The sequence below is a fragment of the Acidobacteriota bacterium genome (genome assembly GCA_018001935.1).
Classification (GTDB): domain Bacteria; phylum Acidobacteriota; class JAAYUB01; order JAAYUB01; family JAAYUB01; genus JAGNHB01.
In genome coordinates this window covers 92,517-106,273 of the sequence record JAGNHB010000005.1, presented here as the reverse complement: position 1 = coordinate 106,273, position 13,757 = coordinate 92,517, and the positions used below count along the sequence as shown (strand labels likewise).

The following is a 13,757-nucleotide window of genomic DNA, read 5'->3' as shown; positions in this document are numbered from 1 at the left end:
CTCGCAGCAAACGTAAAAGCGGCATTATAGCACCCGGCGCCGATTCTGCAACGCCTTTGCCGTAGATGGGCAGCCGCGATCGGATCTTCGCGCTCCCGTGTGCCGGCATCGCCACCTCCGCTGTTCCGTCACACTTGCGTTCTCTGCGTTCTTTGTAGTTGAATCGACTTTCTCGAAACCGCCCGCATGGCATCCTTGCGGGACGCTCGCCAGAAGGGTCACCCGCCCAATTCGCCTTTGCATTCGGCGTCCCGCGCAACGGCGCCTTCCGGCAGAAGGCGCGTACACCCGGAGGCGCTCAGGCCCGAGCCAGGACCCGGCGGGCCAGTTCCGGCATGGTCCGGCCGAAGGGGCCCTGGATGAAGATATCGGTCAGAGAGTGGGTAAGGGAGGTCTCCTCCAGGTTCATCTCGATGTTGTCGATGTTCTGCGTGACGACGGTTTGGAGCCTCCCGGCCTCCTCCAGCGCGGCCATGGCGCGGTGGCCCTCGTTGGGCGCCGCATCCCCGAAGGAAACGATCAGTTCCCTCACGAAGGTCCAGATCTTCTCGGGGTGACGGTGAAAGCCCCCGATGTGGGCGTAGACCGTCGGGTCGTAGCGGGTCCAGAGCCCGTCGGCGGAGCGGAAGTCGGGGAGCCCCGACTCCACCGAGACGCCGGCGCCCGTCAGGGCCGCCGTGTACGGGGAGGCGAGGAGCGCCTCCGCCGCCCGGTCCAGCGCGTCCGATCGCGTCGTGCTTGCAGCGGTGCTCATGGGCTCGCTCATCCTCCATGGGCGGGGCCGGCAAAAAAAAACCCCGCCGCGGGGCGGGGTTCGGAAGTATCACGTCCGCGTCAGCGGACGGGCACAGCGGACATGAAGACGGAGGCCACGTCGCCGAAGAGCATGAAGGAGTACACTTCGACGTCCGAGGTGATCTTCACGAAACCGCCGAACTGGGTCACGTTGAAGGTCGGGTCGATGGCCGACACCATGTTGATGAAGCGGTTGCCGGGGGCAATGTTCACCGTCGCCTGGCCGACCTCGGCGAAGGTGGTGGCGTTGTAGAGGGTCACGGTGACGTGGGCCGTCCGGTCCTTGCTGGGGTTGACCATGGCGATGCCGGTGTAGTAGGTGACGTTGTTGATGGTCCCCAGGGCGACGTGGTCGAAGTAGGTCTGCCGCTTGGCACTGGCAGTGGACATGAGCGGGAGGCTCGACAGGATCGTCCCGTTCTGGGCGTCGCCGAAGGTCACGTTGCCGACCAGGCCCTTGTCGCTCTCCACCTTGAGGTAGCCGGTGACGGCGTTGGTGGCGGTCAGGGGGTCGGGCAGGCCGAACAGGGTGTGGGCCTGGATCCGGAGCTGGGCGCCCGGCTGGATGGTCCGCGTGGCGGCGGTCACCTGCTCGGCGCCGGTGTTGTTGTAGAGGCGGAAGGTTACGTTGGCCGCCTCGGTGCCCGGGTTGACCACGTTGATGTCGGTGAACCAGCGGATGCCGAGGAGACCCGTCTCGATCTGGGGGGCGAACAGGATGTTGGACATCAGGTTCCCGTCCATGGCGGCCAGGACGGCCATGGCGTTGGTGTTGCCGAAGGTTTCCAGGCCGGTGGCCGCGCCGGAGGTCAGCGTCACGTCGAAGTAACCGTCACCGGCCAGGGTGTTGGCGGGGAAGGTCGCCTCGTACATGCCGTGGGCGGGGACGTTGATCGGGGTGGTGCTGAACACGGACGCGTCGGCGTTCATCACCTCGAGGGTCCCGGCGGCCGGCGTGGCGGACGGGTTGACCACCGTGACCTTGGTGTCACGGGTGGCTTCCTTCCAGAGCAGCGGGAAGATCAGGCGGGAGGTGGAGATGTGGCTGACGTCCACGCCGTCCATCTGGGTCACGGAGGCCCCGACGAGGTGGCCGAGGAGGAAGAAGCCGCTGATGTTGTGGACCGGCGACTCCACGTCGATCCAGCCCTGCTCGATGTTGAGGGCGGCGGAGGCGCCGAAGAGGTTCTCCGCCATTCGGACGTACTGGTTGTTGGCGGGCAGCGGGGTGGCCAGGGTGTTGGGGTTGACCATCCCGGCGGCGGTGATCAGCGCCCCGGTGGCGTCGTACGCCCGGAAGGTCATCGCCGCGGCCGCCGCGGACTCGTTGACGAGGGTCACGCCCTGGAAGTCCAACACCGAACCCGAGGACTTGGAGACGAACGCCGGGAAGATCAGGTGGTAGTTGTTGGTCCCCGCGCCCACGTTCAGGGTCGTGTTCTGGTCGTTGTAGGTGATCAGGGCGGGCCCGCCGCCGTGGCCCGGGTCGTAAGTGGACGCCAGGGAACCCTCGTGGTCCGTCCGGGCGGAGTTCACGTTGAACAGCATGCTCCCCGCCTCGGTCAGGCCGAAGGTGAGGGTGGCCACGTGGACGTTCCCCGTCGGCACCCCGGCGGAGGTCTGGGCGTTCACCACCGTGACGAACCCGCGGGCGTTGGCGCGCGGCAGGTCGGTGTAGGTGATGTTCCCGGTGAACTGGGAAGCGGCGCCCTTGACCACGGTTTTCAGCTGCATGCGCGTGTTGTCGAAGGCGACGGGGACGCAGAAACCGCCCAGGGCGGCCGCCGTGGAACCGGAATTGGTGACGCCGGTCAGGTTCACGTAAACCTCGACCGTGATGTCCTCCCCCATGGTCGGGGAACTCGGGGTGATGTTCAGGGTCACCGCGGCAGCGGGTGTGAACGGCCCCGATTGTGCGGGCACGAGGGCGGCACAGAACAGGAGCAGGAACAAAACGGCCAGGTTCTTTTTCATACGATCACCTCGCAAACGAGATAAAATTCATTATACAAAAAATCCGAACGAAGCAATATCGTTTTTTTACTCGGTGGGGAGTGCGCCCGCGAACGGGCCCCGGGGAACCCGCAGGCCGGTTTCTGAACCGCCGCTTCCGCCCACCACGGGGGGGAGCGGCTTCCGCCCGAAGGTTAAACCCGGCAGCCGTCAAACGGTTTCATCCCCTCCCGATCCTCCGATCACGTCTTCTTCACCTTGGCGGAGAACTTCACCTTGTTCTCCTTCCGGTCGATGACCGCCTGGAACTCCACGGCGGGACTCTTGTACTTTCCACACAATTCCGATGTTTTCACCTGCAGAAGGTCGAAAAATTTCTCGAAGTCCGTCTTGAAGGGTTGCCCGCTCACGGAGAGGTGGGCATCCTGGATGAACTTGAAGAACTCCCTGGCCTGGTCCCGGTGCCGGGCGGGGTCGTCGGTCACGAAGGTGAACTCGTCGCTGGGCTTGTCCGCCTCGGCGGCCTGGGTCAGGCCGCGGTCGATGAGCTGCTGAAGCTCCCTCTCGTCCCGGAGGATGCCCTTCTCCTCCTTCTCCGCCGTCTTCTTCCGCCAGAGTTCCCGGTAGGCGTTGTAACGCGCCACCAGGGTGTTGAAGCGGAACTTCTGGGCAAAGGTGTAATGCTGCTCCTCCAGCATGCGCTGGATGAGGGTCTCCAGGCTCTGCCGCAGGTTGAGGGGCGGCGTTTTCTTGCCCCCGACGAAAAACACGTCGTACTCGATCTTGAGGACCCGGATCCTCTTTTCGAAGTCGTTGAGCATTTCGTCGATGGTGGGCATGGTTTCCGCCGCCGCTGTTTGAATCCAGTCTAACCGAGCACCGCGATTGAAGTCAAGGCCGCACCCAGAGGGTATCAGAATTCCCTCCGGCCGACAATGCCGAAAAATCATCGATTCCATGGGACAAATCGCAGTTGCCGCCCGGTTCGCATCCCGTCCCCGTTTCCGTTCCTCAAACGATTGGACGGCCCGATCCATCTTTCTCCCCCCTCTTGCGGCCGGACCGTATCGCGCGATCAAATCGTGACGACCTCTCGCAGCTGAAGTGCAAGATCCACCGCATCGACGCGGCCGTCCATGTTCAGGTCCGCCTGGGTGGCGAATTCGGTGAGGAAGGCCGTGCTGCCGGACAGAAATGCGTTCAGGAGCATGACATCGGCGGCTTCGACGCAGCCGTTCCCATCCAGGTCCCCCGGGATCAGCGTAAGGGACAGAACACCTCCCCCGGAGGTCCCGGCGAGGAGTCGGGCCGGATTCGCGGGATCCATCCGGATCACATCCACCGAATGGTTGTTCAGACCCCGGTCAAAGACCGTCCACCGGCAGCCTCCGTCGACGCTTTTCCACATGCCCTTGTCGGTCCCGGCGTAAATCACGTTGGAACGGGACGGATCCACGAGCAGTGAATTCAAGAGGCCGTCGGAGGGGAAGTCGGCGCATACCTTCTGCCAGGGGCCATCGCCACTCCACCGGCAGAGGGCATTCTTCGTCCCGGCGTAGAGGATGCCATGGTCGGAGGGGTCGAGAGCGAGAGACAAGATGCCCTCCTGGGGCAGCCCGGCACTCATGGAAGTCCAGGTGTTTGCCCGATCCCGGCTCCGGTACACCCGGCTCTGATCGTAGGGGGGCAGTAAGCCGTTCCAGACGGCATAGACGATGGATGGATCAACGGGGTCGATCAGGATCGTGCCGACAATCCCAACACCCCAGTCCGGGCTGGCAGCAGACCATTGCCCGCCGCCATCCAGGCTTTTAAAAACCCCTTTGAATCCCCCCACGTAGAGAGTCCCGGGTGATGACGGGTCAAGGGCCAGGCAGGAAGGCAGCGCCCACTCCGGCAAACCGGTGCTCGCGGTGTTCCAGGATGCCCCGGCATCATTGCTCCGGAAGACACCCTGAATCGAAGCCGTGTAGATGAACGACGGGTTCGTGGGGTCAGCCACCACCGAGGCGAGGTTGAATTCCGTCAACCCCTGGCTGGAGGGAGCCCAGCTTTCGCCCCCGTCTACGCTCTTGAATATCCCTTCCCCCCATGTTGCGGCGTAGACCGTCGATGGGGATTTCGGGTCGAAGGCAAGGTCGAGGATCGTCGTGGCCGGAATGCCGGCATCGGAACTGCTCCAGTTGTCGCCCTCGTCCATCGACTGGAAGAGTCCCCCGTCGGTCCCGGCGAAGAGCCTGGCGGAATGGGTTGTGTCGATCACGTTGATCGACAGGGATCTGAGGCCGTTATTGGCCGAAACCCAATGATCGCCACCGTCCGTGCTCCGATACAAACCCAGCGTGCGTGTCCCCGCATAGAAAATCCCGGGCGATCCGGAGGGAACCGCCAGCGAATCGATAACCGTGAAAGGGATGCCGACGCCGGCGGGTGACCAATGGCCGCCTCCGTCGCTGGTCTGGAAGAGCCCCGAGGCCGTTCCCGCATACAGAACAGGCTGCAGGGACGTCGAGCCTCTGGTTGTGGACCTGTCCATGACCAGGGTCTTGATGTCCATGGACAACAGATTCGTGTTGACCGGCACCCAATTGGCGCCGCTGTCGAGGGTCTTCAAGACACCGTTGGAACGGGTGCCCGCGTAGAGCGTGGCCGGGTTGTCCGGATCGATCACCAGGGACGTGACCCGAAGCTCGGCAAACCCTTCCGAAATCAGATCCCAGGTCATGCCGCCGTCATGGCTCCGGTAGATTCCCGACATTGCCCCACTGCACGTCCCGAGATAGAGGGTGCCGGGTATGACAGGATCGAAAACCAGGGCTTCGATGGACATGTTCGCAAACCGGTCAGCCAGAACGCTCCAACTGGCGCCGGAATCGGTGCTCCAGAGGAGGCCGGCGTCGGGAACCGAGGCATATACGATGGCCGGGTTAAACGGGTTGAAGGCCAGGCACGTCACCTCCGGCTTGACATCACCGAGATCGACCGCGGCCCAGGAGTGCCCGCCGTCGTGGCTCCGAAACAAGCCCTCCGGAGAGGTCGAGGCGAACACTGTCTCCGGTGCGGCGGGCGAGACGGCCAGGTGCGTGATCACTCCCCCCCAAGGCCCGTTCCCGTTCCAGAAACTGTTGCCGGCCAGAAGATCCCCGCCAGGGACCGCAATGAAAATCCACAACCAGATCATGAATTTACCAAGTCTCATCAGCGTTCCTCCTTCCCTTGAACCCGATGCACCCATCCTTTGCGCAACCGCTGCCGCCGGGGAGCGGCGAGAGCGTCAACCGCCAGGCCTGTCCCGGTGGGGCCGCTTCAGGTGAAGCCCCTTGTCGATTAAAAACTAATCGATCCATCTCTGAAGCAAAAGTGGATTTTTTACCGAACAACTGGGAGAAATCACCGGTCTTCTCCTCACCTCATCCGCAAGCCGCGCGGGTGATCCCCTTCATGTCAAAGAAGCGGAAACGGATTCCGCCGCGTCACTCCTGCAGGCGGATCCCCCCGTTTGCGCCCGACGGCGCTCCCGGGATCGCCTCCCGCGTTCTCCCGGGGTGCCGGCGGCCTGAATCCGACTCGGACGTTGCACCCGGGAGGTTCTCACGCTATCATCGGGACGGCGGTCACCGTGACGCCCCAGTCGGCAAGCACCGGCGCTTCCCCGGTTGCAGGGCCGCCGATGGTGCGGGCCCTTCGAAGTAAGATCTTTGGTAAAATGAGCAAGATTTGAGATCGTCGGTGATCACCCACCGTTTTCGGAGCAGGGAAACCCGATGAAGGGACGGAGGGAATCCCGGCAGCGTCGTCCGTCAGGCCCCAAGGCTAGAACGCCCCGCTTGTGCCGATCCGGGTCCGGAATCGACGTCAAAGGTCTCTCGCAAAGACGCCAGGATGCAGAGCCTCGCAAAGGGATCCCCTTTTTCCGGTTCAGGCCTTGCGAGGCTTGGCGGCTTTACGTCTTGGCGAGAGATTGAGACCGCCTGTTTCTTTATTCTGGAGCGTCCGGATGATCCGTGTCCATCCGTGGTTTCTTTCCGGTTTGACGGGTTCGCAAAAAGTCGGAAAACGAGCGGGAAAGTGCCTGTAAGACTTTTGCTCGAGCCATCACCCGGAGGATGATGGTACTTTTTACGACCGCATCAAGGATTGAAGGGAGGATCAGGACGTGGAACTTCCCCGACGCGACCGCGGAGACGAACTGCTCAAGCCGGGGGAGATGACCCGGCTCCGGGAGCGGCTCCGCCGGGTCGCCCCCGCGCACGGACTGAGGTCGGTGGTCGCGTTCGCCTTCGACCCCCGGAGCCGGATGCTGCCCTACCTCTACGCCGACACGAAGATGGCCCCCGCGGGTGTCCGGGCCGTCGGCGCGGCGCTGCTGGACTCGGGCTTTGAGCGCACACGCATCGTCCTGGGGCAGTGGAACCCGCGGTTTCGGCCCGCGATGATGCGCCTGGACGGGGCCGTCCCCGACCTGTTCCTCGTCTCGGGCGCCCTGCTCCACGCCGCACGGCTGGAAGCGATGATCCGCGACGCCGGCCGCATCGAGGCCGGGCAGCGGCCCCTGGTCGTCGCCGGGGGCCCCCGGGTCATCTACGAACCGTGGAGCGTTTTCGGGGCAAACCCCGACGACCCGTGGGGGGCCGACGTCGCCGTCACCGGCGAGGAGTACGTCCTCCTGGAACTGCTGGAGGTCCTGCTGTCGTTCCGCGCCGGGGGCGAGCCCCTGCGTTCGGCCTTCCGTCGCGCCCGGGACGCCGGCGCCCTCGACGGGGTGCAGGGCCTGGTGTACGCCCGGACGGACGCGCACGGCCGGATCGGGGAACTGGTGGACACCGGCGTGCAGCGCCTCCTGGGCGACCTGGACGAACTGCCCGACGTCACCCTGGGGTACCGGGCCCTGGAGCCCCCGGGTTCCCGGCCCACCCTCGGCCCTGCCGCCCTCCCCGCCGGGGAGGTCAAACGCCACTCGCCCCTGGCCTCGCTGGTCCTGACCGCCGGCTGCCGGTTCCACTGCCCCTACTGCCCCATCCCCGCCTACAACCAGGGGAAGCTCCGCGGCAAGAGCGGGGAGCGGATCGCGGAGGACATCGGCCGGCTGTTCGACACCTACCACATCCGGCTGATCTTCGGGACGGACGACAACTTCTTCGCCGACCGCCGGAGGGCGCTGGAGATCGTGGAGACCCTGGCCCGCCGGGTCGGGTCCGGCTCCGTGGCGCACCGCAAGATCCGCTTCGGTACCGAGGCCTCCGTGCATGACGTGCTCGCGATGAAGGAACACCTCCCCCTCGTGCGCCGGGCGGGCGTCTGGGCACTCTGGCTGGGCGTCGAGGACATGAGCGGCTCCCTGGTGGACAAGGGGCAGTCCCCGGGCCGGACCGTGGAGGCCTTCCGCTTGCTGCGGGAGAACGGCATTTTCCCCGTCCCCATGCTGATGCACCACGACGACCAGCCGCTGTTCACCTTCCGCGGGGGGCGCGGGGTCCTCAACCAGGTGGGCCGGCTCCGGCGCGCCGGGGCGGTGTACCTGCAGGTCCTCGTGCTGACGCCCGCCCCGGGGTCGAAGTCCTACGAAGGGACCTACGAGTCGGGCATGGTCCTCGCTGGCGCGGGGGGCCGGGCCGTGGGGCCGCACCTCACCAGCGGGATGCACGTGATCGCCACCCGGCACGCCCGGCCCGGGGCCCGGCAGCTCAACCTGCTGGCCGCGTACGCGTACTTCTTCAACCCGCTCCGCTTTCTCTGGGCCCTCGTCGCCCCGAAGAGCTGGCGCCCGGTGGCCCGGTCGGGGGCGGGGCGCCCCGCGGCGGGCGACGCCCGGCGGCCCTGGCGCAAGCGCGCCGCCCGACGCCTCGCCCACGGGCTCCAGGCCTACCTCGCCGACGCGGCCGTCCAGGTATTCGGCATGGTGGGAATGGTCCCGACCCTGCGCCGCACGCTGGGGTGGACCTTCCGACTCCTCGCCGGGAGGGTCCGCCGGGCCGCCGCCCCGCCTCGCAGCCCCTTCCCGATGCGTTCCCCGCAAGGCGGCCCAGCCGCCCACGACCCCACGGGTTCGGAATCGGAATAGGCTGTAGGCGCTTTGCGGTTTTCCTTGGCGCGCTTTGCGCCTTGGCGAGAGCCGATCCGGTTCCTGATCTCGCCAAGGCGCAAAGATCGCCAAGAAAAACGGATCGCCCCCGGATGCGGCCAAGGGGCACGAAAGCTCGCCTTCACCGGACCACGCCGCCTCCTGGAGAAAGCTCCCGGACGTTCTCGCGAAGGCACGAAGGCACAGGGAAGCGGCGTCCCCGAGAAAAGTCAACCGGCCAAACATCCTCATCCTTTCCCCTGCCTCCGGACGACGGCCTCCTGACGGCTGTCTCCCCCTCCTGCCTCCTGAATTCAGAATTCTTCGTTCGTGTGGTTCGTGGTTCTTTTCCCGTTCGTGTATTCCGTGTATTTCGTGGTTTCTGTTCCGGTTCACCCGGTTTGGGCCACGCGTTTGCGCTTCGTGTCGCCCGTGGCCCAGGCCCTCCCAACTTTTCCCTTGACAACGGCGGAAGCGTTCTTTTATCGTGGGGGCGTTATGAGCGCGATATCGACCCCGACCCTTCACTGGTGGCACTGGCGGCGCGAGCCGAGTGGGCCGTAGTGTAAGGCGTCGGGAACCGATTCAGCCAAACCCTTGGGCCCACCGGACGGTGGGCCCGATTTTTTTCGGACGGAGCCAGCGATGGACCAGCCGTTGACGGTCAGTACCAGCGAGGGAGCGAGCTACCCGGTCTTCGTCGGGGCGCCGCCGGGCACGTTCTTCCGGGAAGTCTGGGAGAGCGGGTGGCGCACCGCGGCGGTGATCGGCGACGAGAACACCCTGGGTCGGTTCGGCGACGCGGTCGTCCGCGCCCTCGAACCCCTCGCCGCCCGGGTGCTCCGGCTGTCCTTCCCCCCGGGCGAAGCCCACAAGACGCGCGAGACCAAGGCCGCCCTGGAGGATGCCCTCCTGGACGCCGGGGCCGACCGCCAGGCCTGCGTGGTGGGCCTCGGGGGCGGGATCGCCCTGGACGTGGCCGGCTTCGTGGCCGCCACCTACCTGCGCGGCGTCGCCCACGTCGGCGTCGCCACGAGCCTCCTCGCCCAGGTGGACGCCTCGGTGGGCGGCAAGACGGGCGTCAACACCCGGCACGGCAAGAACCTCGTGGGCGCCTTCCACCAGCCCCGGGCCGTCCTGCTGGCCACGTCCTGGCTGGCGAGCCTCCCGCCGGCCGAACTGCGCAACGGCCTGGCCGAGGCCGCCAAGCACGCCGTGATCGCCGGCGGGGACCTCTTCGAAGCCCTGGAAACCCTGGTTCAAAGCGGGGGCCCGATCCCCCCCGACGCCGTGATCCGGCGCTGCGTGGAGGTGAAGGCCGGCGTGGTGGCCCGCGACACCCGCGAGGCGGGACTCCGCCGGGTGCTCAACTTCGGGCACACCGTCGGCCACGCCCTCGAGCGCGCGACGGACTACGCCGTACCCCACGGGGAGGCCGTCGCCCTGGGGATGGCGGTGGAGTCGGCCGTGGCCCGGCGCCGCTGCGCCTTCCCCCCGGCGGACCGGGCCCGGCTGCTTCGACTCCTCGCGGGGATGGGGTTCCCGTTGCGCCCGCCCTGCCCCTTCGAAGCGCTGGCCCCCCACCTGGCCGCGGACAAGAAGACCCGGGACGGGGTCGTCCACTGCGCCCTGCCGGCGGCCCTCGGCCGGATGGGCGGTGAGGACTCCGGCTGGGCCGTTCCCGTGACAACCCCCGAACTGGAAGCCGCCTATGAAACCCTGACGGAAGGAGGGAAGCCATGCTGTGCCTGACCGGCCGGGAAAACACGACGGCGGACCTGGCCCGGCGCCTCGAGCGGGGCTTCGAGCTGGCGCCGGGCTGTCTGCAGGAGGTCCGCCTCGACGCCCTGGAGACGCCCGACGCCGACCTCTTCGACCTGGTCACCCGGTGGGGCCGCCGGCTCGTGGTGTGCTGCCGCTCCCCCCGGCAGGGCGGGTTCCGCCAACTTCCGGAGGAGGAGCGGGTACGGCTCCTTTTTCAGGCCGCCGAGGCGGGGGCCGGGGTCCTCGATGCGGACTTCCCGGGCGACCTGGAGTTCTTCCGCACCGTCCGCCCGGGGGAGGAGTGCCGGCTGATGGCCTCCGTCCACGACTTCAACGGGGTCCCCGCGAACCTGGAGACCACCCTGGCCCGGATCCGGGAGTTCGAGCCCGACCTGGTGAAGGTCGCCGTCACCGTCGAGGACGCCGCGGACCTGCTCCGCCTGCGTCTCCTCGCGGAGCACGCGGGCCTTCCCGGCGTCTGGGTCGGGATGGGCTACGCCGGCCTCCTGAGCCGGGTCCGCTACACCCACTTCCACTCGGAGTGGACCTACGTCTGCGCCGACGAGGGGGGCTCCACCGCCCCCGGCCAACTCACCCTCGGGGAGGCGACGGAAATGGGCCTCCCGGACGGTTCCCGCGCACCCTTCCTGGCGCTGGTGGGCGGGCCTTCCGTGCGGTTCTCGCCGGGGCCGCGGGCTTACAACCGGCTCTTCCGGGCCCTCGGGGCCCCCTACGCCTACGTTCCCGTGCTGACCGACAAGGCGGCGGAAACCTTCGCCCTCCTGCAGGACCTGGGCGCCGTCGGCGCGAGCGTCACCATGCCCCACAAGCAGGAAGCCCTGGAGTGTGCCCGCCCCGACGAACTCGCCCTCCGGGTGGGGGCCGCCAACACGGTCCGGTTCTCCCCGGAGGGGATGTCGTGCACCAACACCGACCTGGAGGGGATCCTCCTGCCCCTCCGGTACTCCCTCGCCGCCACGCCGGGCACGCCCCCCACGGCGCTGGTCCTGGGTGCAGGCGGCGCGGCCCGGGCCGCCGGCGCGGTCTGCGAGGACCTCGGGTGGGACGTGGTCTTCGCGGCGCGGGACCTCGGCAAGGCCGCCCGGAAGCTCGGCCCCCGCACCCGCTGCGTCCCCTGGGGGGAGCGCGCGGAGGTCGAGGCCGCCGTGCTGATCAACGCGACGCCCTCCAGCGGCCCCGACAGCCCCTGGCCGGACAACACGCCCCTTCGGAAGCGGGTGGTGTTCGACCTCGCCCTCGGCCCGGAACCCTGCCGCCTGCTGCGGCAAGCCTGGACGGAGGGCGCCGTCGCCATCCCCGCCGTGGAGATGTGGCTCCACCAGGGCGCCGCCCAGGTGCGCTGGCTGACGGGCCTGGACCTGGACGCCGAAACCCTGCGGGAGTACCTGCCATGACCCTCGACGTCCCGGTCCCCGGAAGCAAGAGCATGACCCAGCGGGCCCTGGTGATGGCCGCCCTGGCCTCGCGTCCGCTGGAGATCCGCGGGGCGCTCCCCTGCGACGACTCCCGTCACCTCACGGCCCTTCTCGGCGCCCTGGGCGCGAGCGTCGCGTGGGACGCCGACACGGCGCGCGTCCGGCCGGGCCCGCTCAGGGGGACCGGGGAGCCCCTGTACTGCGGCAACGGCGGGACCACCCTCCGGTTCGGGAGCTGCCTCGCCCTGGTGACGGATGGCCCGCTGTGGCTGGACGGCGACGCCCGGATGCGCGAGCGCCCCGTCGGACCACTCGGCGACGCCCTGGAGAGGCTGGGCGTCCGGGTGGGGTATCCCGTCCGGCAGGGTTTCCCGCCCCTTCGCCTGGAACGGACCGGCCCCGCCCCGGCAGAGGTGACTGTGGACACCTCCCTCTCCAGCCAGTTCGCCAGCGGGCTGCTCCTGGCGGCCCCTGCCCTCGGCCGCCCGCTGACGGTCCGCCTGGCCGGAGACCTGGTCTCGGAGCCCTACCTGGAGATGACGGTCCGGATGATGGAGCGGGCGGGGATCCGGCTCGAACGCCCCGACACCCGGACCATCCGGGTCTTCCCGGGGGACTACGCCGCCGGGGCCGCGGGGGGCTTCACGGTGGAACCCGACTGGTCCTCGGCCTCCTTCGTCCTCGCCGCGGGCTTCGTCTCGGGCCGGCCCGTCCGCGTCCCGGGACTCCTTTCCCCCGGCGAGTCCCTGCAGGGGGACGCGGCCTTCGGCGGGATGCTGAAAGCCCTGTCGACCGAGGCCGACCCGGCGTTCGACCTGGCCCGCACGCCCGACCTCATCGCGCCCCTGGCGGCCTGCGCGCTCTACGCCCGGGGGCCGGTCCGGATCCGGGGGGCGAAGCACACCCGGATCAAGGAGTGCGACCGCATCGCCGTCCTGGCGGCGGCCTTCCGGCAGCTGGGCGCGAACATCACCGAACACGCGGACGGCCTCGACCTGCATCCCTTCGCGGCGCCCCCCGCCGTGGACGCGACCCTGGACGATGCCGGCGACCACCGCATGGCCATGGCGTACGGGGTCCTCTCGCTCCGGTCCCCCGGGGTCCGGGCCGCCAACCCGGGGTGCGTGTCCAAGTCCTTCCCGGGGTTCTGGGAGACCCTGGCGCGGATCCGGGCGGCGGGGCCGCTGCGGGGACCCGTGCTGATCGGCATGCGGGGGGCCGGGAAAACCGAGATCGGCCGCCGGCTGGCGTCGGCGACGGGCCTGCGCTTCGTCGACGCCGATGCCGAACTGGAGCGCCGGGCGGGCCTGGACATCCCCCGGGTCTTCGAACGGCACGGCGAGGCGGGCTTCCGGGAGCGGGAGCACGCCCTGCTGCTCGAATTGCTCGGCGAGCCGGGCACGGTGCTGGCCACCGGCGGCGGAGCGGTGTTGCACGCCAAAGTGCGGGAGGCCCTCCGGGAGCGTTTCACCGTCTGGCTGCACGCGGACCCGGCGATCCTGGCGCAGCGGGTCCGGGGCTCCGGGCGGCCCAGCCTGACGGGGGAGCCGCCCGAGGCGGAGCTGCCCAACGTTTTCGCGCTCCGGGAACCGCTCTACCGGGAGTGCGCCCGGATGAGGGTGGACACCAGCGTGGCCGGCCCCGGGGAGGCGGCGGAAAAGATCGGGAGGGCGTGGGGGAGAGAGGGGGATGACAGAGCGAGGGAAAGGAACCCAAAGGGCCAAGAGGGCTTCAAGGATGACTGAGGC

The 13,757-nt window shown here is 68.1% G+C and carries 8 protein-coding genes; 4 read left to right on the top strand and 4 right to left on the bottom strand.

Annotated features, from left to right (window positions below; all coding sequences use genetic code 11):
* Positions 1–298 precede the first annotated feature (298 nt).
* From KA419_03585 to KA419_03570, 4 genes are all read right to left on the bottom strand, one after another.
* Positions 299–754, bottom strand: a complete 456-nt coding sequence (locus KA419_03585; GenBank protein ID MBP7865008.1) for a hypothetical protein — start codon at positions 752–754, stop codon at positions 299–301.
* A gap of 80 nt (positions 755–834) precedes the next feature.
* Positions 835–2,769: a hypothetical protein gene (locus KA419_03580; protein MBP7865007.1), complete on the bottom strand. Its 1,935-nt coding sequence runs from the start codon at positions 2,767–2,769 to the stop codon at positions 835–837.
* Positions 2,770–2,990: 221 nt separating this feature from the next.
* Complete coding sequence (locus KA419_03575) at positions 2,991–3,587, bottom strand: hypothetical protein (protein ID MBP7865006.1); 597 nt, start codon at positions 3,585–3,587, stop codon at positions 2,991–2,993.
* 236 nt (positions 3,588–3,823) lie between these two features.
* Positions 3,824–5,947 carry a hypothetical protein gene (locus KA419_03570; GenBank protein ID MBP7865005.1) on the bottom strand — a complete coding sequence of 708 codons (2,124 nt, stop codon included), beginning with the start codon at positions 5,945–5,947 and terminating at the stop codon, positions 3,824–3,826.
* A gap of 957 nt (positions 5,948–6,904) precedes the next feature.
* Between KA419_03570 and KA419_03565 the strand changes: the two genes are divergently transcribed.
* From KA419_03565 to aroA, 4 genes are all read left to right on the top strand, one after another.
* On the top strand, positions 6,905–8,809 hold the full coding sequence (locus KA419_03565) for a radical SAM protein (GenBank protein ID MBP7865004.1): 1,905 nt from the start codon (positions 6,905–6,907) through the stop codon (positions 8,807–8,809).
* 645 nt (positions 8,810–9,454) lie between these two features.
* On the top strand, positions 9,455–10,561 hold the full coding sequence (gene aroB, locus KA419_03560) for a 3-dehydroquinate synthase (GenBank protein ID MBP7865003.1): 1,107 nt from the start codon (positions 9,455–9,457) through the stop codon (positions 10,559–10,561).
* Entirely contained in the window at positions 10,549–11,988 is a 1,440-nt protein-coding gene (locus KA419_03555; protein ID MBP7865002.1) for a type I 3-dehydroquinate dehydratase, read from the top strand. Before aroB ends, KA419_03555 begins: the two co-directional genes overlap by 13 nt.
* Positions 11,985–13,754, top strand: coding sequence for a 3-phosphoshikimate 1-carboxyvinyltransferase (gene aroA / locus KA419_03550; GenBank protein MBP7865001.1), 1,770 nt, complete (start codon positions 11,985–11,987; stop codon positions 13,752–13,754). Before KA419_03555 ends, aroA begins: the two co-directional genes overlap by 4 nt.
* The last annotated feature ends 3 nt before the right edge of the window (positions 13,755–13,757 follow it).

Bases quoted from the DNA above. Each gene is read 5' to 3' on its own strand.
- KA419_03585 (MBP7865008.1), bottom strand. From the start codon at position 754: ATGAGCACCGCTGCAAGCACGACGCGATCGGACGCGCTGGACCGGGCG.
- KA419_03580 (MBP7865007.1), bottom strand. From the start codon at position 2,769: ATGAAAAAGAACCTGGCCGTTTTGTTCCTGCTCCTGTTCTGTGCCGCC.
- KA419_03575 (MBP7865006.1), bottom strand. From the start codon at position 3,587: ATGCCCACCATCGACGAAATGCTCAACGACTTCGAAAAGAGGATCCGG.
- KA419_03570 (MBP7865005.1), bottom strand. From the start codon at position 5,947: ATGAGACTTGGTAAATTCATGATCTGGTTGTGGATTTTCATTGCGGTC.
- aroB (MBP7865003.1), top strand. From the start codon at position 9,455: ATGGACCAGCCGTTGACGGTCAGTACCAGCGAGGGAGCGAGCTACCCG.
- KA419_03555 (MBP7865002.1), top strand. From the start codon at position 10,549: ATGCTGTGCCTGACCGGCCGGGAAAACACGACGGCGGACCTGGCCCGG.
- aroA (MBP7865001.1), top strand. From the start codon at position 11,985: ATGACCCTCGACGTCCCGGTCCCCGGAAGCAAGAGCATGACCCAGCGG.